The following is a 19,721-nucleotide window of genomic DNA, read 5'->3' on the forward strand; positions in this document are numbered from 1 at the left end:
TCGATTACGGGCAGGGCGCTCCGCCCGCTACCCACGCACGAATCGCCTCCGTCGTTCGCTCGTGGGAGGCGGGCGGCAACGTGCGTCCGGGGCCGGGCGACCAGCCCCATGCGACCAGCGGATCGGCCGCGATGTGCTCGGCGAGGGCCTCGAGGTCTTTGCCGTTCGTCTGCACGGGATCCTTGAGCTGCTCGCAGAGCTGCCGCGGCGTCCGGCCTTCGAAGACCATCGGGGTCGCGATGGGCGGGAGATCCCAATGCGGCGCGCCGGGCGGTGTGTGCGGCAACCGCCCATTGGTTTCACGATGGCATGTCGAGCACGAAAGGCCGTTGCTCTCCGAGCGGCGCGAGATATTTTGCGCGTGCGGAATGCCCTCGTCGGTCTGCAGCGGCGCATTTCCCGCGGGGTGACAATTTCGGCAGCGCGGCGACAGGAGCACGCTGTAAACGACGTCGTACTCCGCGAGCGGGTCCGCGGCCACCGCGCTCTCGGGCCGGCCGAGCCATCCCACCGCTGCGGTGAACGCGATGACGGATGCCGTCACCAAGGAGCGCGGGCTCACGATGCCTCCCTCATCGCCTCGCGAATCGGCAAACGGCGAATGCGCCGGCCGCTCGCTGCGAAGATGGCTCCGCATAGGGCCGGTGCAACCGGGGGTACCCCCACCTCGCCGCACCCCGTCGGCCGCTCGGTGTTCTCGACGACGTGCACCTCGATGGGCGGGCTCTCGTGGTAGCGGAGCAGGCGAAAATCGTCGAAGTTGCTCTGTTGAACCTGCCCGTCCTGAAAGGTGATCTGCTGGTGGAGCGCCGCCCCCAACCCAAAGACAATGGATCCCTCGATTTGCGCGCGCACGAGATCCGGGTGGATCACCAGGCCACAATCGATGGCCGCCACCACCCGCCGCACGCGCACGTCCGTGCCATTCACCTCCGCCTCCACGACCATGGCGCAATGGCTGCCCGCCCTCGTCTGTTGCGCGATGCCGCGACCCATGCCTGCAGGAAGTGGGCTGCCCCAACCCGCCTTGGATGCAGCCATTTCGAGGACGGCGAGAGGCCTCGGGCTATCGCGTAGCAGCGCGCGGCGGAAGTCCAACGTGTCGCGCCCTCCCAAGTGCGCGAGCTCGTCGAGGAAGCCCTCGAGGAAGAAGGTATTGGACGATTGCGCCACCGAGCGCCAGGCACCACCTGGCACGATGGATTCGGCCACGCACCCCTGGATCCGCATCGCCGGAATGGCATACAGCGTGTCAGAAAGCGCCTCCGTGTCGATCCCGGGAGTGAGCGGTCCCGTCTGGACCGCGAGGCGGCACAGCCAGGCGCGCAGCGCCCCCGTCGAATCGAGACCACCGCGCATGAACGAGACGGCCATGGGCCGATAGTAGTCATTGGCCATTTCGTCTTCGCGCGACCACACGACCTTGACGGGTTTGCCGATGCGCTGGGCAATCATGACCGCGTCCATGACTTCATCCGGCTGGGTACGGCGCCCGAAGGCTCCCCCAATCATCGTCGTGTGAACCTGAATCGCCGGCGCCGGACGCCCCAGGACCTGTGCGGCCACCATCTGCATGGCGATCGGCGCTTGCGTGGGCACCCAAATCTCGCAGCGGTCGCCGGTCACGATCGCCGTCGCATTCGTTGGCTCCAACGCCGCATGCGCGAGAAACGGGACTTCGTACGTCGCTTCCAACGTGGCGACCGCGCGGCCCAACTCCGCGTCCAAATCGCCTCGAGCACTTAGCTCCGTCCCCGGTCGCGACGACAGATCGCGGTAGTGCGGCAGCATCGATGCCGAGGAGGCCCCGGTGATTCCGCCCTCCCACGCGATGCGCACGTCCTCGGAGGCCCTGCGCGCTTGCCAATAGGTCGCGGCCACGATGGCAATTCCCTGAGGCAGCGGGATCACGTCGAGCACTCCCGGACGAGTCCGCGCAACGGCCGCGTCGAACGAGGCGACTCGCGCACCGCGTGCGGGCGGACGCATCACCACCGCGGCGACGAGGCCCGGAAGCTTGACGTCGAGGCCATACACCGCCGAACCATTCGTCTTGGCCGGCGCATCGAGACGGCGAATCGAGGTCCCAATTCGCCGAAATTCACCAGGTTCCTTGAGCCTAGGCGCCTCGACGGGAAAAGCTGCAGCCGCGGTCGCCAACGCGCCGTAGGTGGCCGTTCGCCGACTCTTCGCATGTCGAATGGCTCCGTCGCGCGCATCGCACTCCTCAAGCGGGACGCTCCATTGCGCGGCCGCGGCACGCCGCAACATCTCACGAGCCGTCGCCCCCGCGTTCCGCAAGGCGTCCCACGAGCCTTCGACGCTCGTGGAGCCCGCCGTAAATTGAGCTCCCCCGAGCGCGGGATTGCCGTACGCGGGGTCCACGGGGGCAAGGACGACCTCCATGCGCTGGGGATCCACCTCCAGCTCCTCCGCCAGCATCATCACGTGCGACGTCATCGTCCCCTGCCCCATTTCGACCCTATCGAGCACGAACACGATGCGATCGTCGGAAAAGATGCGCAGCCATGCATTCGGCTCGAACGACGTTCCTGGCCCCGTCGGGGCGCCGGACGAGCGGCCGCAGGCCGGAAGGTGCATCGCAAGCGCGAGACCGCCCGCAAACTTGAGCAGGTCGCGCCGGCTGGGATTCATCGCCCTCCTCCAGAGCGCCCGATTTGCGCCGCGGCACGATGAATGGCCAAACGGATTCTCGGATACGTACCGCACCGGCAAAGGTGAGCCCCCATGACGCTGGCAATATCCTCGTCGTTCGGTGCGGGATTGACCGCGAGCATGGCGGCCGCGCCCATGATTTGGCCGGATTGGCAATACCCACATTGCGGGACGTTCTCGGCAATCCAGGCTGCTTGCAGCGGGTGCTGCACGCCACCGTTCAGGCCTTCGATGGTCGTCACCTGACGCCCCTCCACCTCGCTCACCGGATACACGCACGAGCGAATGGCCTTTCCATCGAGGTGCACGGTGCAGGCACCGCACAAGGCTCGCCCGCACCCGTATTTCGTCCCCGTAAGGCCGAGTTGTTCACGGATCACCCAAAGCAGCGGCGTCTCCGGGTCCACGTCGATCCGAACGTCGCGACCGTTCAGCACGAACTTCGATATAGGCATTTGCCGTCAATCTACGGTGGACGATGCAAAAGACGAGGAAATAAGGAATATGAAGAACATACGTACCGTTTATGATCGCCGCCGCACTCCTCACTTCTTGCCCGGGCGTTCCAGGCTCGCCACGATGGCGAGGGTCACCTTCGTGACGAGACCGCGTACGAAGCGCGCCGCATCGTCATCGTCGTTGGCTCGGGACCAAAGAAGCTCGAATCCCGTCGATTCGAACGAGAGAAATGGCAAGGCCGCGCTCCGCAAGTGCGGCCGCGTCCGAAGGATATGCTTGGCCACGAGCGTCGGAATCGTGGCGAGGAGCGGAGAATCATCGACGACGTCCGCCACGTAGCTGAATGCGGGAACCGCAATGCGCACCTTCCGTGCTCGAGCGCCCGAATCCTCGACGATGCCCCGGGCGTCGCCCGCATACGAAACCACGACGTGTTCGCGTGCGAAGTACTCGCGCTCGGAGAGCTTTTTCGGCAATTTCGAGTGGCGAGGATCGTAAAGGCACGTGAAAGGCGGCCAGGACGGCGGATGGGAGGCGAGCGGCTGGCGAACGATCGAGCGCGGAAGCTCGTCGGCGATGCTCACGGCGAAATCCACCTTGTTGGAGAGGAGCAGCTCTTCGACGGTGCGAAACTGCACCGGGGCGATGATGAGCTGCATCTCCGGCGCCTCGGTCCGCAAGGCCTTCACCAAATCGGGAAGGAGCAACGACTCCAACGAATCGGCAAGCCCGATGCGGACCGTGGCCATCGAGGACCTTGGGTCGAACACGGGCACCGCCATGGCCACCGCGAGGAGCGGCTGCAAGTGAGCGCGGGATGCGGCCAAAAGCTCGGCGCCGCGATGGGTGACCACCACGCCACGTCCCTGGCGGGTGATCAGCTCCGCCCCCACGTACGCGGTAAGCCTGCGAATGGCCGCACTTACCGCGGGTTGCGTGACGTAGAGGCGCGCGGCCGCACGGGTGATGCTCCCTTCTTCCGCAACCACCGCAAAGACGCGGAGCAAGTTGAGGTCCAGATCGCGTGCATAGACATCGGCGCCAAACATAACGGCACATTATGTCCGTCATGACGACTATTCACGAGCGTTTGGAACCGAGAAACCTCATTTCTATCCACCATGGAACGAAATTGGCCCCCTCGACGAATACCTCGGCTCGACGGCAAGCTCGCGATCGTCACCGGCGCGAACTCCGGAATTGGCTACAGCACCGCGCTCGAGCTCGCACGCGCCGGGGCGCACGTCCTTCTAGGATGCCGCGACGCGAACCCAGGTATCGCGGCTCGCCATCGATTGCTCACCGAAGTTCCGAAGGCGAACGTCGCGCTCGAAGCCCTCGATCTGGCCTCGCTCACGTCGATTCGACGCTTCGCCGAGCGCATGCTCGGTGCGGGAACGCCGGTCGACATCCTGGTCAACAATGCCGGCGTGATGAACATCCCGACCCGCGAGCTCACCGAGGATGGCTTCGAACGTCAGTTCGGAACGAATCACCGAACCGTACTGCCGACGTCCACGTAGTGGATCGAATCTCTCGGTGAAGTCGAACCCGCGGCAGCGCGACAAGCGCGGCGGGGCCGCCGGAATGACCGATTCGACAGGAGAGTGTCGCCGTAACGTTTGGCGACCCGGCCATCGGGTAGCGAGCGATGGCGCCGGCCCCGCCGGGATTGTCGCGCTGCCGCGGTTCGACCGTAACCAAAGCTCGAGACTTTCGCAAAGTTTCGGCAGTAAACCTAAGGGCACTTTGCATTCACCGGACAACTCCTGCCCCTGCTCGAGCAGGCCAGGGCGCGCGCGTCGTAACGGTGTCGAGCGGGCTTGCCGCACATGGCCGCATCGATTTGGACGACCTGCAACACGAAACGAGGTATTGCCCACAACGGGCCTATGCCGCCTCCAAGCTCGCGAACCTCTTGTTCATGTTGGAATTACATCGTCGGGTGCCGGGCCTCACCAGTGTGGGGGCCCACACCGGCGTTTCCAGCACGGATCTCCTCGATGGCGGCCTACAAAGGTGGTTGGTGAGCTTTGCACCACCGCCAAACTTTGGTGCGTTATCCATCCTGTACGCAGCGGTCGGGAGCGAGGTGGCCGGGGGCGACTATTTCGGCCCGCGCAACTGGATGCCGTTGAATATGCTGGGGATTGGAAGGCCGCCCGCGAAGGTGGAATTGCCCGCCCGCGCGCTCGACGAGGCACTCGCCCGCGAGCTCTGGATCCTCCCGGAGAATCTCTCGGGCGTGGATTTCCGCACCCGACGCAATGCGGCATAACAATCGATTCCCTCATTACCGGCATCGAAGTTAGAATGACCCCCTCGTAACGAATGCGACCCTGGGGTCCTGGCCACGTGGTCAGGCTTTCGAACGGTGGTGAGCAATGCACAAAGATGAAGGCTCCATCGGGCGTCGTCGGTTTCTCACGTACTTGGTCGCCGCCCCCATCCTCACGGTGGCGTGCAAAGCCGAGGTCGAAACGGCCCCCGCCGCCGAAGAAGCGACCTTGGGCGTGCCCGACATCGTGGATCTCGGCGACGCGCTCATCTTGGCGGGTGCGCTCACGGCGTGGAATCTCTCGATCGAGATCGACACGGCGAACCGTGTGCGCGTGAAGCTGCCGCGGGCCGAGGTCGGACAGGGCATCACCACCACGGCCGCCATGATCGTGGCCGAGGAGCTCGATGCCCAGCTGACCGATGTCGAAGTGGCCCTTTCGGACGCGCAACCGGAGATTCTCTTCAACCAGCTCACCGGTGCCTCCAACTCGGTGCGCTCGCTCTACGGACCGATGCGGGCGGTGGCCGCGGCGGCGCGGGCACGCCTGGTCACGGCGGCGGCGGCGCGCTTCGACGTACCGGCGCACACCTTGGTCACCAAGGACACGCAGGTGATCGCGCCGGATGGGCGCACGGCCACGTATGGCTCGCTGTCCGAGGACGCCGCGCGCGTGCTCTTGCCGGCCGTGTCGGCGGCGCCGAAAGATCCGTCGACGTTCTCGGTCATCGGTCAGCCGACCACGCGCATCGATGCGCGCGAAATCGTGACCGGTCAGGCGAAGTACGCGATGGACCTCGATGTGCCGGGGGCCATGCCCACCGTGGTGGCGCGCGCTCCGACCATCAAGGGCACCGTCGCGTCGTTCGATGCTTCGGCGGCGCGGGGGATGCCCGGGGTGATTGCCATTGCGCAGATCCCGAATGGCATCGCGGTGACCGCGGAGACCTTCGATCAAGCCATCAAAGCGCGCGATGCGCTGCGCATCACCTGGGACGATGGCCCGGTTGCAGGGCTCTCCGATGGCGACATTCGCGGCATGCTCGCATCGGCCGCGCTGCCTTTGACCCCACCGTTGTTGGCGGCGCACGTCGATGCGGAGTTCGATTTCGCCTTCGTCAGCCATGCGCCCATGGAGGTGCTTGCGGCGGTCGCCGACGTGCGCGATGGAAAGGCCGAGGTATGGTGCTCGTCGAAGTCGCCCATCGTGGCGCAGCAGACCATCGCTGCGAGCATCGGCCTCCCGCAAAGCGCGGTCACCTTGCACGTGGTGCGCGGGGGTGGCTCGTTCGGGCGCCGGCTCTTTTTCGACGGAGCGCTGGAGGCGGCGCAAATCTCCAAGGCCATCGGCCGCCCCGTCAAATTGATGTGGACGCGCTCCGACGACACGAAGCACGGGCGCATGCGGCCGATGAGCCATCACAAGCTGCGCGCGACGCATGCCCTGGGCGCCGTACTCACCTACGAGCATCGCATCGCCGCCGTCAAAACCGATCTCACGCACGGCCTGGGCGAGGCGCTCACCGCGGTGGGCTTCAAGCTTCTCGGCGGCGTGCCGAACCAGCTCTTCTTCCTGCTGACGGAAAAGGTGCCGTACAACTTCGGCCTCAGCTCGCAGCTTCTGTCCGAGGTGCCCCTGGAGATGAACACGGGGAGCTGGCGCTCGGTCTATTCGGGATTCGTGGCCGTGGCCAATGAGATCATGGTCGACGAAATGGCGCGCGCGTTGGGGAAAGATCCCGCCGCCTTCCGCCGGGCGACTTTGTCGTCATCCCGCTCGAAAGCCGTGTTGGACAAGGTCACCAGCGCTGGAAACTGGGGCCGCGCGATGCCCCCGGGCACCGCACAAGGCATCGGCCTGCACGAGGAATACAAATCGTGCGTCGCCTGCCTGGTGGAGATCGACACCACCGGGAGCTCGGGACCGCGCGTCACCAAGGCGGTGGTCGCGGCCGATGTGGGGCGCGCGGTGAATCCGCGCGGGCTCGAGGCGCAATTGATGGGCGCCACCGTGGATGGCATTTCCGTCACATTGCAAGCGGGGCTGCACATCGACAATGGCGCCGTGCGGGAGAGCAGCTTTTCCGACTTCCACTATGCGCGCATGCGCGATACGCCGCGGCATTTCGAAGTGCACATTCTCCCGCCCACGACCGGCGAACCCGGCGGCGCCGGGGAGCTCGGCTACCCTGCTGCCGCTGCCGCGGTGGCCAACGCCTACGCCCGCGCGACGGGAACGACCCCGCGCCGTTTTCCCATCACGGGTTGAAGAGGAGCCACCCCATGCCGAATTACACCTTCACGCTCAACGGCAAATCGATCACGGTGGACGCTCCCGCGGACATGCCCCTCTTGTGGGTCCTGCGCGATAAACTCGGAATCACCGGACCCAAATACGGATGCGGCGTCGGCGTCTGCCGCGCGTGCACCTGCCATCTCGATGGTGCGGCCTTCACCCCCTGTTTGATGGCCATGCGCGACGTCCCGGCCAACGCGAAAATCACGACCATCGAGGGCCTCGCCACCGGCGAAACGTTGCACCCCGTGCAGCGAGCCTGGATCGACTGCGACGTCGCCCAGTGCGGCTTCTGCCAAGCGGGCCAAATCATGGCCGCCGCCGCGCTGCTCGCGCAAAAGCCTGCGCCTACGGACGACGACATCGACACCATCGACAACGTCTGCCGCTGCGGCTCGTATCCCCGCATTCGCCTGGCCATCAAAAAGGCCGCGGGCGGTTAAGGCCGAGCTCGTTTAGAAAAAAAACGCGCGCCACGCCGATCGTCCGATCCGGCGGCGCGCGACCCGGACACTGGAGCGAGTAAGCCAGCGCCGCCGGCGAACCTTGCTCTTGCTTCGAATCGAGAGCTCCTGCGCGAAGGTTTGGACACTCTTCGTGGAGCACTTTTTTCATGGTCTTCTCTTCGCCGTTTTTCTTGTTCTTATTTCTGCCGGCGGTTCTTACCCTTTACTTCATCGCGCCGCACGTGGCGCGGAACGCGGTTCTTCTCCTTGCCAGCCTTCTCTTCTACGCGTGGGGCGAGCCAAGATTCATCGTTGTCTTGCTCGCCTCCGTTTCCCTCAATTATGCCCTGGGCCTGCTCGTCGAGCGGTACCGCGAAGGCCTCCTGGGAAAGGCCGTCCTCTTCGGCGCCGTCGCCCTCAACATAGGACTTCTGCTCTTTTACAAGTACGCCGTATTCGCCATGGAAACGGTGGAGGCACTCCGCGCCTTCGCATTTCCCGGCGCGGGGCCCATCACCATCGGGCACATCGAATTACCGCTGGGCATCTCGTTCTTCACCTTTCATCAGCTCTCGTACGTCATCGACGTGCGGCGCCGCCACGCCACGGCCCAGCGCAATCCATTCCGGCTCGCGCTTTACATTGCATTCTTCCCGCAGCTCATCGCGGGGCCCATCGTTCGCTACCACGAAATCGCTCACCAGCTCGTCTGGCGCCACGTCGACACCGTGCGGTTTGCCGCCGGCGCCGAGCGATTCATCCTCGGCTTGGGCAAAAAGATGCTCATTGCCAACACCGTCGCCGTCTCGGCCGATGCCATTTTCGCCCTCCCCGCGGATCAACTCGCCACACCGCTCGCGTGGCTGGGCATCGTTTGCTATTCGCTGCAAATCTATTTCGACTTCTCGGGATACTCCGATATGGCCGTGGGGCTCGCGGCGCTGTTCGGGTTCCGCTTCCCGGAGAACTTCGATTATCCCTACGTCAGCGCGTCCCTCACGGAGTTTTGGCGGCGCTGGCACATTTCGCTGTCACGGTGGTTTCGCGATTATTTGTACATCCCGCTGGGAGGGAATCGCGGGTCTCCGCTTCGCACCTACGCCAACTTGGCCACCGTCTTCTTCCTCTGTGGATTGTGGCACGGCGCGAGCTGGACCTTCGTCGTTTGGGGCATCTACCATGGCGTCTTTCTCGTGGTGGAGCGCGCGGGGCTGGGCAAGGTGCTCGCGAAATGGCCGCGCATGCTGCAGCATGCGTACGCGCTGCTCGCCATCATGATGGGTTGGGTGCTCTTTCGCGCGGATACCTTGCGGCACGCAAGCGTCTACTTTCGCGCGCTCGCGGGGCTGGGCCCGCGGGTGGACTACAATGGCACCATTTACCTCGATAGCGAGCGCGCGCTGGCCATCCTCGTCGGCGTCGTGGCCAGTGCCGCATGCCTGCCCGCCGTGCGGAGCGCCATCGTTCGGCGTGCCGATGCGGCGAGCGCCGGCATCGCATCGACGGTGCGCGTGGCCGGCTTCGGCTTGGTGTTCGTAGGCTGCGCGATCAAATTGTCGGCCAATACGTACAACCCTTTCATCTACTTCCGATTTTGACCTTGAGAAAGTACCCCGCCGAGTTTGCACTCATCGCCCTGTTCGTCGCCGGGCTGCTCTTGCCGCTGGCGCGGCGCTGGGCGCCTTCCCCCGAGGTGTCGCGGCTCGACGAGAACCGGCGGCAGGCCGAAGCACCGAGCCTGCCCACCACCCTGGCCGCGGTGGAAAAATTCCCGCGCGACTTCGATGCTTATTGGAACGATTCGTTCGGCTTCCGTGAGCAGCTGATTCGCATGCACGCGCAGAGCAAGCTCGCGTTTGGCGTCGCCTCGATGAACGACGTCGTCCGCGGCCGCGATGGCTGGCTCTTTTACACCGGCGATCATTCGATGGAGATCCATCGCGGTGAGCGGCCGATGTCGCGGGAGGAGCTCGTCGCGTGGCAGCGCGAGCTCGAGGCGCGCGCGAATTGGATGGCCGCGCGCGGGGGTCGCTATGTCGTCCTCATCGCCCCCAACAAGGAATCGATTTATGGGGACATGCTCGCCGAGGGCTACGAAAAGAGAGGGGCCACGCGGCTGGACCAGCTCATTTTGCACATGAGCGCTCATTCACGGGTCAAAATCCTCGACGTGCGCGGCGCGCTGCTGGAAGAGAAAGCGCGGCAACGCGTGTATGCGCGGACCGATACCCATTGGAATGACCATGGCGCGTACGTCGCCTATCGGGAGATCTCGCGGCACCTCGAGGGGTTCTATCCGCACATGACGGCGCGCCCGCGCGACGCGTTCACCGAACGCGCGCTGCCGTCATGGTACGGCGATCTGGTGCAAATGCTCGGCATGGCCGGGCTCATGGACGAGCCACGCGACGAATTGGTGCCGCACCCGGACTACACCTCGAGCACTGCGCCTTCCCCTCCTCCGCAAGGCCGTCGTGTCGCCGCCATGCGCGGCGCGGCGCAGGGACCGCGCGCGGTGGTATTCCACGATTCGTTCTTTCTGCCGCCCGAGGAGCGCGGCGATCCCGCGCGCGCCGCGACGGCGGCGAAGTCGGCGGGGCAAAGCGCATTTCGCATGGTGGCCCTGTTGGCCGAGTACTTCTCGAGCAGCGTGTTCACCTGGTCGCACGAGTTCGATCCGGAGCTCGTGGAGCGCCAGAATGCCACCTTGGTGGTGCAGGAAATGGTGGAGCGCGTCCTCTCCGGGCCGCCGCAAGGCCGCGCACCGGCCATGTGAGACGGCTCACGTGACGCGCGAACGCGTCTTCGGGTATGCCTCGTAGGCCTTGCTCGCCGCAAGGTCGCGCAAACGCGAAAGCCCGTCGTGCAGATCGACATAGCGCGTGTACAAGGGCGCGACACCGATCCGCAGGCGATCGGGCGTGCGAAAGTCCGGAATGGTGCCCGCATCCTTCCATGCGCGGCACAATCGCCAGGCCTCCGGGTGCTCGAGCGTGACGTGTGCGCCCCGCGCGTGCTCGTCGCGCGGAGAGGCCAGCCGAAAACCGAGCGGCGCGAGCCACGCATCGAACAGGAGCACCGCGTACGACGTGAGAGCGCGCGCTTTGTCGTAAATGGCAGGCATCCCCGCCTCGGCGGTGAGACGCGCGCCCTCGAGAACGCCGTAGAGCGAAAGCACGGGCGGCGTGCCCGCGAGAAAGCGCTCGACGGCGTCGGCCGGCTGGTACGCCGGGCCCATGTCGAATTGATCGCGTTGCCCGAACCAGCCCCAGATCGGCTGGCGCAAGCTCGCCTGCAAGTCCGCGCGCACATGGAGAAACGCAGGCGCACCGGGGCCGGCGTTGAGATGCTTGTATGTACACCCAACGGCCAGATCGACACCGGCACCGGCGAGATCGACGGGCACGGCCCCCGCCGAATGGCAGAGATCCCAGAGAACGAGCGCCCCCGCCTCGTGCGCCGCGGCGGTGATGCCCTTCATGTCGGCGATGGCACCGGAGCGGTAGGCGACGTGCGAAAGCGACAGCAATGCCACGTCCGGCCCCAAAGCCTCTTTGACCCGCTCGAGTGTCACACCCTCGTCGATGTCGGTGCGAATCGACCGCACGTCGAGCCCGTGGTCCTGCGCGAGGCCTTCGAGGATGTATCGATCGGTGGGAAAATTGTCGTCGTCCGTGACGATCACCCGACGCTCGGGCCGCGCGTCCAAAGCGGCCGCGGCGAGCTTGTACAAATTGACACTGGTCGAGTCGGAGACGACGACCTCCCCGGGCGCTGCCCCCACGATGCCGGCCAGCAGATCCCCCGCCTCGCGTGCGAGCTCGATCCAATGATCCCACGCGGCCACGAGCTCGCCGGCCCATTCGTCCTCCATGGCGCGCCGGATGCGCGCGATGGCCGCCCGGGGCGGGCGCCCCAGCGAATTGCCATCGAGGTAGATGCAGGTGCTGCGACCGAAGTCGAACCGCTCGCGAAAGCGCGCGAGCGGATCGGCCTCGTCCCGGGCGAGGGCATCGTCGCGGCGGGCGCTCATCGTTCCCCCGCGGTGCGAACGAATTCGACGAGTGCGCGCGAAGCAAAGGCATCGCGTCGTCGCACGAAGACGGTGTGCGCGACGGCGTAGCGCTTTGGGATGGTGTGTGCCTTCACGCGATGACTCCCGGAGGTCTCGACGACGGATCTCGGCATCAGGGTGATGCCCAGATCGGCCGCGACGCAGCCGAGGATCCCATCGAGCGTGCCGAACTCCAGCCGGCGCGGCATGACGATGCCGCGATCGGCAAGGTAATGATCGAGGTTCTGCCGGTACGAGCAACCTGCCCGAAAGACGACCACGCCCTCGCACCGCAACGCCGCCCGCAAGTCCGTGCGGGAGGGGGCGCTCACCAGGACGAGCTCCTCCTCGAAGATGGTCTCCTCCGTCAGATCGGGATGGTGCCTGGGGCCGACCACGAATGCCCCCTCCAGCTTGTACGCGAGGACGTCCTCGACGAGCCCCGCCGACGAGCCCGTGTGCAAGGTGAGATCGACCTCCGGGTAGCGCTTGCGGTAGCGAATGAGGACCGGCGACATGCGCACCGCCGCTGTCGTTTCCAACGTGCCGATGACCAAGTTGCCCGTCGGCTTGCCATCGTCCAGGGCGCGGCGCGCCTCGGTCAATAGCTGGGCGGTGCGCACGGCGTAGGGAAGCAGCGTTTCGCCCGCACGGGTGAGCGAAACACCGCGCGCGTGCCGGAAGAACAACGGCTTTCCAAGGTTGTCCTCCAGCGCGAGGATGCGCGCGGTGACGTTCGATTGAACGGTCCCCAGCTCGCGCGCGGCCTTTCCGATGCCGCCATGGCGGGCAACGGCCTCGAAGACGTGCAGATCCGCGGAGTTCATGGGGTCATCATTCTGAACGATGACCTGCATCGAAACAAATCGTTTTTCACGATGACATGCGAACCCCACATTCCTTCGCGTGAATGACCGCGCTCCCTTCGTACGTCTCTGGTTGGCCACGTTCTTCGGATACGTGGCGCTCGGGGTCACCTTGCAGAGTCTCCCCGACTACCTGGTGAATCGCTTTGGCGCGGGGCCGCTGGGCGTGGGCACCGTCATCGGCGTCGCCTCCGTGGCCGCCGCGGTGACACGGCCTCTGGTGGGACGCGCGTCGGATCGCGGCCTCGCACGGCGCGTCGTGCTCATGGGCGGCGCCCTCGGGGTCATCGGCGGGCTCGGCCATCTGCTGGCCCCGAACCTGGGGGCACTCTTTCTGGCGCGATTGTGCCTCGGTGCAGGCGAAGGCAGCGTGTTCACCGGCTCCGTCGCGTGGATCCTGCAATTTGCGCCCGCGGACCGCCGAGGGCGCGTGGCCGGCTGGTACGGGCTCTCGATGTGGGCCGGCCTGGCGGTGGGCCCATTCGCCGCGCTGGTGTTGCACCGCGCCGGCGGATCGCCCGCGGTGTGGGGCGCCGTCACCGCCCTGCCCGTGCTCACGTTGGCGCTGGTGGCCACCACGACGGCGGCGCCGGGGCGCACGAGCGACCCTCGCGCAGGATGGCTCTTTCCACTCGGCGCGCGGGCGCCGGCCTTCGCCTTCGGCCTCGCGAGCTGCGGCTACGGGGCCATTGCGGCGCTGGTTCTCTTGCGCCTCGCCGACGCGGGGCTCGGCGGACAAGAGATTGCGCTGGCGCTGTTTGCCTTTTGCTTTCTCCTTTCACGCGCGCTGGGGAGCCCGCTGGTGGATCGCTTTGGCGGCCATCGCGTCGCCGTGGCCTTTGCCGCCCTGGAGGCGGTGGGCCTCGCGCTCGTGGGCGTCGGCCACACCTCCACGGTGGTGCTCACGGGTGTCGCGGCGGTGGCGGCGGGTGTGTCGTTGCTCTATCCATCGACCGTCGAGATCGTGGTGAATCGCACCCCGGCGGAGCAACACGGCGCCGCCCTCGGTGCGCTCACCGCATGCTGGGATCTCGGTGTCCTCGGGGGCAGCGTTGCGGGCGGATGGCTAGTGACCCTCGTCGGCTACCCAGGAGCCTTCGCCGCCACCAGCGGCCTCGCAGGCGCGGGCGCGATGCTCTTCGCCGTCTTGGGAGGACTTGGTGGACGATTGCGCACTACGTACACCGGATGAGTGTGACATTCTCCGGATCGATCACCGTCGAGGGATTCAAACCGAAGACTTCGATGAAGGCATGATCGAGGTGCGCGAGATCGTGAAAGCCGACTTCATGGGCAATCTCCGTGAGACGCCGCCCCTGCGACCAGAGCGAGCACGCACGCCACACGGCGGCCCAGCGCGCATAGTGGCTGATCGTGTGACCCGTCACGTCTTTGAAGAGATGCCGAAACCGCGAGGGCGACAGCCCCAACCGACGCGCGAGCTCCGTCACCGTCACCTCGTCGAAGGGCAGCTCGTCGATCAAGCGCAGGGCCTGCTCGATGCGCGGATCGTGATGCGGCTCCGGCGGCGTCTCGTCGACCAACCGCACCGCGGCATCGAACAAGCGATCCGCCTCCGCAGCCGGCAGCTTCCCGGGAAACGCCTCGCTCAACGCGGGGAGCAAGGGCGCGAAGCGCTCGAATTCCAGAACACGCACCGGCTCGGTCGTCACGACCGAATGCATCGGCAAGTCGAAGATCACCATATCGCTGTCCAACGCAATGACGCGCCGCCGCAAAACCTTGGGCGCGATCAACGCAGCGCGTACAAAACGCGGCGCGTCATCGTTCACCTCCAGCTGGAATGGCCCTTTGCAGGACAGCAGCAGCGTCGGCGTCAGGCGGCGATAGGGCGTTGCCGGCGCCAGAATGAACGTAGGTGCGAGTAGCAGGAAACGCCGTAATCCGTAATAAACGGTACATCGCAACGGCGTGCTCATTCGCGATTCAAAATAGTCGCTTTGCGCAATTAGAAAAGCCTCCTCATACAAGCCGTGTACGGACCGCTTTCATAAAGTGTCCCGTTAGGAGGTGCTCGGCATGGCAAACTGCCTTTCTCGTTTCGGTCGGCTCGGTGGATCCTTCGTTCTCGCACTCTGGCTCGGTGGCTGTACGGCGGGAGCGCAGTCGGAGGCCGACCAAGGGGCAGGCAGCCCCACGCAGGTGGACGCCCTCAAGGGCCCGGTTCCCATCGTCTCCCTTCAAGGTGTCGAATCGACGGCCGCCCCCAGCGCCCAGGCGAACGACTTCGACTGCAAGCCAAGCAGCGAGCACCCCGAGCCCGTCATCCTGGTGCACGGCCTCGGTTCGACGGCGGATGGCAATTGGTTTTACCATGGGCCCCGCATCGCCAGCGCGGGCTATTGCGTATTTGCATTGACGTACGGCACCGGCCTGCTCGGCCCCTGGGTGGGCGGCCTCGCCTCCATGGCCGACAGCGCCGCCGAGCTCGGAACCTTCGTCGACAAAGTCCTCGCCTCCACCGGCGCGTCCAAGGTCGACATCGTCGGGCACTCCGAGGGCACCACGGTTCCCGCGTACTACATGAAGTTCCTCGGCGGCGACGCCAAGGTGAAACACTTCGTCGGCTTCGGCGCCAACTACAAGGGCACCACGTTGCATGGCCTGTCGACGCTGATCGGATTGCTCACCAGCGTCGCCCCCGGCCTGGCCGATCTTTTCAGCCGCCACGCCTGCGCATCGTGCCTCGAATTCATGCCCGGCTCGCCGTTCGCGCAAAAGCTCAACGACGGCGGCGTCACCGTGGCGGGACCTTCGTACACGAACATCGTCTCGCGCGTGGACAACGTGGTTACGCCGTACACGAGCGGCGTCGTCGAGGGTGCCGGCGACAATGTGACGAACATCGTGCTCCAGGATGCCTGCCGCTTCGACACCGCCGGCCACCTGGGCATGGCCATCGATCCGAACATCACGCAATTGATCCTGCGGGGCCTCGATCCGGAGAACGCGGCCCCACTGCGTTGCCAGCCCTTCACGACGTTGGGAATTTAGCCGTCACGCACTCGCCGCCTCCAGCCGAATCGGGAGAGACTTGAGCGAGTTCATGAAATTGGATCGAATTCGCTTCGAGGGAGCCGCCGGCGACACGCTGGCGAAGCGGTCGAGGAAGAGGTCGAAGAAGATATTGGCCTCGAGGCGGGTCAGGGCGGCGCCGAAGCAGAGATGCGGGCCGTACCCGAAGGAGATATGCGGATTCGGTCTTCGGTGAATGTCGAACTCGTTCGGATTCGCGAAGACCGATTCGTCGCGATTGGCCGATGCCAGTGCCAACACGACCATATCGCCATGATGCATCTGCTGCCCGCGGAACTCGAAATCGCGGCTGGCCGTTCGCCGGAGATGGCAAATGGGCGCCACGTAACGAATCATCTCCTCGATGGCCCCGGGGAGAAGGGCCGGATCGGCGCGCAGCTGGCGATAGAGCTCGGGCCGTGACGCGAGGATCTCGATGCCCGAGGCGATCACGCTTCTCGTGGTCTCGTTGCCGGCAATGAGGAGGGGGACGAAGAACATTCCGAGCTCCTCGTCCGTGAGGCGCTCGCCGTCGACTTCCGATTGGGCCAGTAACGTCATGACATCGTCCTGCGGCCTTTGGCGCTTTTCTTGGGCGAGTTTCATGAAGTAGCCAATCAGCTCCATGACGCCCATCTGCACCGCTTCGAGGCTGCCGCCCATTTCGGGATCGTCCACGTGCATGAGGGCGTTGCTGATTTCGAACAATCGCCCGCGATCGGCATCGGGGACGCCGAGCACTTCGAGGATGACTTGCATGGGGAGCTCCGCCGCCAACTCGCCCACGGCGTCGCACACATCGCGGCCGGCCAATTCGTCGATCATCTTGGCGGTGAGGGCGCGAACGCGGGGCTTGAGCGGCTCGAGCGCTTTGATGGCAAAAGGACGCGTCACCAGCTTTCGGTGCCGCGTGTGATTCGGCGGGTCCATCACGTTGACCATTTGGCGAGCGACGCTGAGTTCGAACTCGCTGAGCGGGCGGGTGGCCGTCCCTCCGAGCGCCGACGAGAAATCGGTCGAGTTCACCAAGATCTCCTGGATGTCGGCGTGACGCGTGACGAGCCAGTAGTCATGCCCTCCGAATGGGGTGCGCAGCCACGTAACGGGCGCCTCCGCGCGCAGCGTGCGGTACGCCTCGTACGGGGCCCCCTCGGCAAGTACGTTCGGGTCGAGAAAATCCAAACTTGCGTTCATGAGCGATCTCTCCTGGGTCGGGACGCGCCGGCACGCCATGCGACGCCGCGCACAGTCCTTTACGCAAATCCAAATCCCATCCCTTTTCCACGATCACCCGGGAGCTTTCACCCGTTTCCGCCAATACAATCGATCTCGTGGCGCAATCTGCCCTTTCGCGTGCAATCGACATCGCCGGGCCTGCGGCGGGGTTGGCACCGCCGCGGCGCGGCTGGAGAAAACCCGCGGCTCAGAAGGTGGCCTTGATTCCGACTTGAATCCAACGCGGGGCGTTCGGCCGGGCGCCGAACGGGCGGCGGGAGACGATGGCGTGCTCGTCGAAGATGTTGCGAACGTTCGCGTAAATCGAAATATTCTCGAACAGGCGGAACGTCGCGCTGGCATCGAATACGAGCAGCGCGTCGGTGTGGAGCACGTTGTCCAATGCCGCGCGGCCGGCCTTCTCGCGCATTTTGGCGACGTAGTTCATCGAGATGGCGCCGGAGAAGCGCTTGGTGTCGACCCCCACCGATGCATTGAGTTGATGGCGCGGCACGTAGGGCATTTCGTCGTCGCGCGTGACGGCGCCGAAGATGGGATCTTCGGAACCGAAGGTGCGCAAAAATTCGGACCGCGTCAGCGTGTACGAAGCCCGCACCGGTAGCTTGATGTCCGAGACCACCGGGATCTCGTGCTCGGCAAAAGCTTCGAGCCCATAGATGCGCGCACGCCCGGCGTCGAATTGCCGATCGAGGTTCTGCTCGACGCAGCCGCTGGAGAGCGTGCAGACGTCGGTCAAGTTGGAATAATCGTTGTAAAAACCAATGAGCTCCGCGCGCGCCGCCCCTTTGACGAACCGCGCCCCGGCTTCGTAATTGACGCTCGACTCGGCGCGAACGTCGGACGGGCTCCCCGGCGGCGGCGGGCTGAATCCGCGGTGAACGCCGGCGAGCACGCCCAGCGGCGGGAGAATCGAATAGAACGCACCGGCACCGGGCAGGAGCACCTGGGTGAGGCCGCGTGTCGTTTGGTGGGTCGCGCGATCGATGAAGGTCCCGCGAATCGCCTCGACGCGCAGTCCCGGCGTGACGGTGAGCTGCTTCCAGGTGATGGCATCGGTAGCGTGGATCGCCAGCGCTTCCGACGACGCCTCGTTGAAGGCCGTCACCACCGTGGGCTGGGGAACCGGCACCAGGGTGCCCCCGCTCATGGCGAAGGCATCCTGACTGTGCCTCCGCTCCACCCGATCCTGGTGAAGGCGAACTCCATATTCGATTCTGTGCGAGACAGGCCCGGTTTTGGGATCGTACTTCACGCGCATCTCCACGCCCTGGGAGACGAAGTCGCGCTGGTTCGGGCCAATCAAGATGTTCTCGTTCGCGCTACCGCCATCGGCACCATTGAGCACGGCATCGTAGACGGCATTGCGTGGGTTCGTGGGATCGGTCAATACGTCGAAGAGATCGGCACCGCGAAAGCCGTTCACCTTGCGCCAGGTGCGCGCGAGGTCGTGGCGATAGACGGTGGTGGTGAGCGAAACGTCGCGCGAAGGCGTGAAGACGTGCGCGAGCGAGATCCCCGTTCGATGCCATTGCATGCGATCGAGCGAGCTTGCCGCATAACGACGGAATGGGTCTTTGCGGAAATCACGATCGCTCAATCCGAGGTACGTCTCGTTGGAGACCTCGTCGGAATAGGAGACCTTCAATCGAAGCTCGTTGCGAATGGCGGCGCTCGGATCGAGGACGTAATAGCCCTTGAACATCCACTCGTTGCGGGCGAATCCGGTGTCGGCGCCGTTCGGGAGGTCTTTGAAGCCGCTGTTTCGAAGGTGCACGCCTTCGAGCAGAAATCCCACCTTCTCGTTGCCGCTGCCGACGTATCCGTGCAGCTTCCCGTAACCGTATTCGCCGGCCGAAGCATCGATGGCCCCCGACGTCGTTTGCGGGATGGCCCGGGTGATGAAGTCGATCGCTCCACCCACCGTCTGCGGACCATAGCTGATGGCCGCCGGCCCTTTGATGACCCGCACCGCCACCATCCGTGCCATGAGCGGAAAGAAGTAGGCGGCCGAGGCCGAATACGGCGCGGGCGCAAATGGAATACCGTCTTCCATCAGCGCCACCTTCTTGCTTCGATCGGGATTGACGCCCCGTAGTCCGATGTTGGGCCGCAGCCCGAATCCGTCTTCTCCGCGCGAATACACGCCGGGAACCTGCGCGACGACGGCAGTGGGATCGTCGTAGCGAAACACCTCGAGGCGCTTTTCCTTGATGACGTGCGCCGATCCTGCGGTGCGCGCCACCCGCGTACCCGCCACGGAGACCTCTTGGGGCTGGGCCGGTTTTTCCGCAGGCGCATCTTGCGCGCGGGCCGCTCCGGGCGCGAGCAGGGAAACGACGAACGGGACGAGGAAACGAGGGGCGCGATGGAGCAT

The 19,721-nt window shown here is 65.3% G+C and carries 17 protein-coding genes; 8 read left to right on the top strand and 9 right to left on the bottom strand.

Annotation, left to right across the window (positions count from 1 at the left end; all coding sequences use genetic code 11):
* Positions 1-4: 4 nt before the first annotated feature.
* The 4 genes from LVJ94_39445 to LVJ94_39460 form a co-directional block, all read right to left on the bottom strand.
* Positions 5-562, bottom strand: a complete 558-nt coding sequence (locus LVJ94_39445; protein WXB02971.1) for a hypothetical protein — start codon at positions 560-562, stop codon at positions 5-7.
* Positions 559-2,655 (bottom strand): molybdopterin-dependent oxidoreductase, encoded by a 2,097-nt coding sequence (locus LVJ94_39450; GenBank protein WXB02972.1) that lies wholly within the window; start codon positions 2,653-2,655, stop codon positions 559-561. Before LVJ94_39450 ends, LVJ94_39445 begins: the two co-directional genes overlap by 4 nt.
* A complete protein-coding gene (locus LVJ94_39455; GenBank protein ID WXB02973.1) occupies positions 2,652-3,131 on the bottom strand; it encodes a (2Fe-2S)-binding protein in 480 nt (159 codons plus the stop codon). Before LVJ94_39455 ends, LVJ94_39450 begins: the two co-directional genes overlap by 4 nt.
* Before the next feature lie 90 nt (positions 3,132-3,221).
* On the bottom strand, positions 3,222-4,184 hold the full coding sequence (locus LVJ94_39460) for a LysR family transcriptional regulator (GenBank protein WXB02974.1): 963 nt from the start codon (positions 4,182-4,184) through the stop codon (positions 3,222-3,224).
* A 72-nt stretch (positions 4,185-4,256) separates the two neighbouring features.
* Between LVJ94_39460 and LVJ94_39465 the strand changes: the two genes are divergently transcribed.
* The 6 genes from LVJ94_39465 (at position 4,257) to LVJ94_39490 (ending at position 10,931) form a co-directional block, all read left to right on the top strand.
* A complete protein-coding gene (locus LVJ94_39465; GenBank protein ID WXB02975.1) occupies positions 4,257-4,658 on the top strand; it encodes an SDR family NAD(P)-dependent oxidoreductase in 402 nt (133 codons plus the stop codon).
* Between the two features lie 401 nt (positions 4,659-5,059).
* Entirely contained in the window at positions 5,060-5,413 is a 354-nt protein-coding gene (locus LVJ94_39470) for a hypothetical protein (GenBank protein ID WXB02976.1), read from the top strand.
* Between the two features lie 106 nt (positions 5,414-5,519).
* Complete coding sequence (locus tag LVJ94_39475) at positions 5,520-7,682, top strand: molybdopterin-dependent oxidoreductase (GenBank protein WXB02977.1); 2,163 nt, start codon at positions 5,520-5,522, stop codon at positions 7,680-7,682.
* A gap of 14 nt (positions 7,683-7,696) precedes the next feature.
* Complete coding sequence (locus LVJ94_39480) at positions 7,697-8,152, top strand: (2Fe-2S)-binding protein (protein WXB02978.1); 456 nt, start codon at positions 7,697-7,699, stop codon at positions 8,150-8,152.
* Between the two features lie 170 nt (positions 8,153-8,322).
* Positions 8,323-9,753 carry an MBOAT family protein gene (locus tag LVJ94_39485; protein ID WXB02979.1) on the top strand — a complete coding sequence of 477 codons (1,431 nt, stop codon included), beginning with the start codon at positions 8,323-8,325 and terminating at the stop codon, positions 9,751-9,753.
* 2 nt (positions 9,754-9,755) lie between these two features.
* Positions 9,756-10,931, top strand: coding sequence for a hypothetical protein (locus tag LVJ94_39490; GenBank protein WXB02980.1), 1,176 nt, complete (start codon positions 9,756-9,758; stop codon positions 10,929-10,931).
* A 6-nt stretch (positions 10,932-10,937) separates the two neighbouring features.
* Here the strand turns inward: LVJ94_39490 and kynU are convergent, their stop codons facing one another.
* Both kynU and LVJ94_39500 read right to left on the bottom strand, forming a co-directional pair.
* Positions 10,938-12,188, bottom strand: a complete 1,251-nt coding sequence (gene kynU, locus LVJ94_39495; GenBank protein ID WXB02981.1) for a kynureninase — start codon at positions 12,186-12,188, stop codon at positions 10,938-10,940.
* Positions 12,185-13,036 carry a LysR substrate-binding domain-containing protein gene (locus tag LVJ94_39500; GenBank protein WXB02982.1) on the bottom strand — a complete coding sequence of 284 codons (852 nt, stop codon included), beginning with the start codon at positions 13,034-13,036 and terminating at the stop codon, positions 12,185-12,187. The genes kynU and LVJ94_39500 overlap by 4 nt, the downstream gene beginning before the upstream one ends.
* Before the next feature lie 79 nt (positions 13,037-13,115).
* Here LVJ94_39500 and LVJ94_39505 point away from each other — a divergent pair, with 79 nt between their 5' ends.
* Complete coding sequence (locus LVJ94_39505; GenBank protein ID WXB02983.1) at positions 13,116-14,267, top strand: MFS transporter; 1,152 nt, start codon at positions 13,116-13,118, stop codon at positions 14,265-14,267.
* On the opposite strand, the gene LVJ94_39510 is transcribed toward LVJ94_39505, so the two are convergent.
* Positions 14,251-15,015, bottom strand: a complete 765-nt coding sequence (locus tag LVJ94_39510) for an AraC family transcriptional regulator (protein ID WXB02984.1) — start codon at positions 15,013-15,015, stop codon at positions 14,251-14,253. The genes LVJ94_39505 and LVJ94_39510 overlap by 17 nt on opposite strands.
* Before the next feature lie 100 nt (positions 15,016-15,115).
* Here LVJ94_39510 and LVJ94_39515 point away from each other — a divergent pair, with 100 nt between their 5' ends.
* Positions 15,116-16,090, top strand: a complete 975-nt coding sequence (locus LVJ94_39515) for a lipase family protein (GenBank protein WXB02985.1) — start codon at positions 15,116-15,118, stop codon at positions 16,088-16,090.
* A 3-nt stretch (positions 16,091-16,093) separates the two neighbouring features.
* Here LVJ94_39515 and LVJ94_39520 read toward each other — a convergent pair whose 3' ends face one another.
* Together LVJ94_39520 and LVJ94_39525 are read right to left on the bottom strand one after the other, a co-directional pair.
* Positions 16,094-17,305: a cytochrome P450 gene (locus tag LVJ94_39520; GenBank protein WXB02986.1), complete on the bottom strand. Its 1,212-nt coding sequence runs from the start codon at positions 17,303-17,305 to the stop codon at positions 16,094-16,096.
* A 229-nt stretch (positions 17,306-17,534) separates the two neighbouring features.
* Positions 17,535-19,721, bottom strand: a complete 2,187-nt coding sequence (locus tag LVJ94_39525; GenBank protein ID WXB02987.1) for a TonB-dependent receptor — start codon at positions 19,719-19,721, stop codon at positions 17,535-17,537.

It is taken from the genome of Sorangiineae bacterium MSr11367 (assembly GCA_037157805.1).
GTDB classification, from domain to species: Bacteria; Myxococcota_A; Polyangia; order Polyangiales; family Polyangiaceae; genus Pendulispora; species Pendulispora rubella.

Coding starts and splice junctions, on each gene's coding strand:
- LVJ94_39470 (WXB02976.1), top strand. CDS start 5,060: ATGTTGGAATTACATCGTCGGGTGCCGGGCCTCACCAGTGTGGGGGCC.
- LVJ94_39465 (WXB02975.1), top strand. CDS start 4,257: ATGGAACGAAATTGGCCCCCTCGACGAATACCTCGGCTCGACGGCAAG.
- LVJ94_39510 (WXB02984.1), bottom strand. CDS start 15,015: ATGAGCACGCCGTTGCGATGTACCGTTTATTACGGATTACGGCGTTTC.
- kynU (WXB02981.1), bottom strand. CDS start 12,188: ATGAGCGCCCGCCGCGACGATGCCCTCGCCCGGGACGAGGCCGATCCG.
- LVJ94_39450 (WXB02972.1), bottom strand. CDS start 2,655: ATGAATCCCAGCCGGCGCGACCTGCTCAAGTTTGCGGGCGGTCTCGCG.
- LVJ94_39455 (WXB02973.1), bottom strand. CDS start 3,131: ATGCCTATATCGAAGTTCGTGCTGAACGGTCGCGACGTTCGGATCGAC.
- LVJ94_39485 (WXB02979.1), top strand. CDS start 8,323: ATGGTCTTCTCTTCGCCGTTTTTCTTGTTCTTATTTCTGCCGGCGGTT.
- LVJ94_39515 (WXB02985.1), top strand. CDS start 15,116: ATGGCAAACTGCCTTTCTCGTTTCGGTCGGCTCGGTGGATCCTTCGTT.
- LVJ94_39475 (WXB02977.1), top strand. CDS start 5,520: ATGCACAAAGATGAAGGCTCCATCGGGCGTCGTCGGTTTCTCACGTAC.
- LVJ94_39500 (WXB02982.1), bottom strand. CDS start 13,036: ATGAACTCCGCGGATCTGCACGTCTTCGAGGCCGTTGCCCGCCATGGC.
- LVJ94_39460 (WXB02974.1), bottom strand. CDS start 4,184: ATGTTTGGCGCCGATGTCTATGCACGCGATCTGGACCTCAACTTGCTC.
- LVJ94_39480 (WXB02978.1), top strand. CDS start 7,697: ATGCCGAATTACACCTTCACGCTCAACGGCAAATCGATCACGGTGGAC.
- LVJ94_39525 (WXB02987.1), bottom strand. CDS start 19,721: ATGCTCCATCGCGCCCCTCGTTTCCTCGTCCCGTTCGTCGTTTCCCTG.
- LVJ94_39520 (WXB02986.1), bottom strand. CDS start 17,305: ATGAACGCAAGTTTGGATTTTCTCGACCCGAACGTACTTGCCGAGGGG.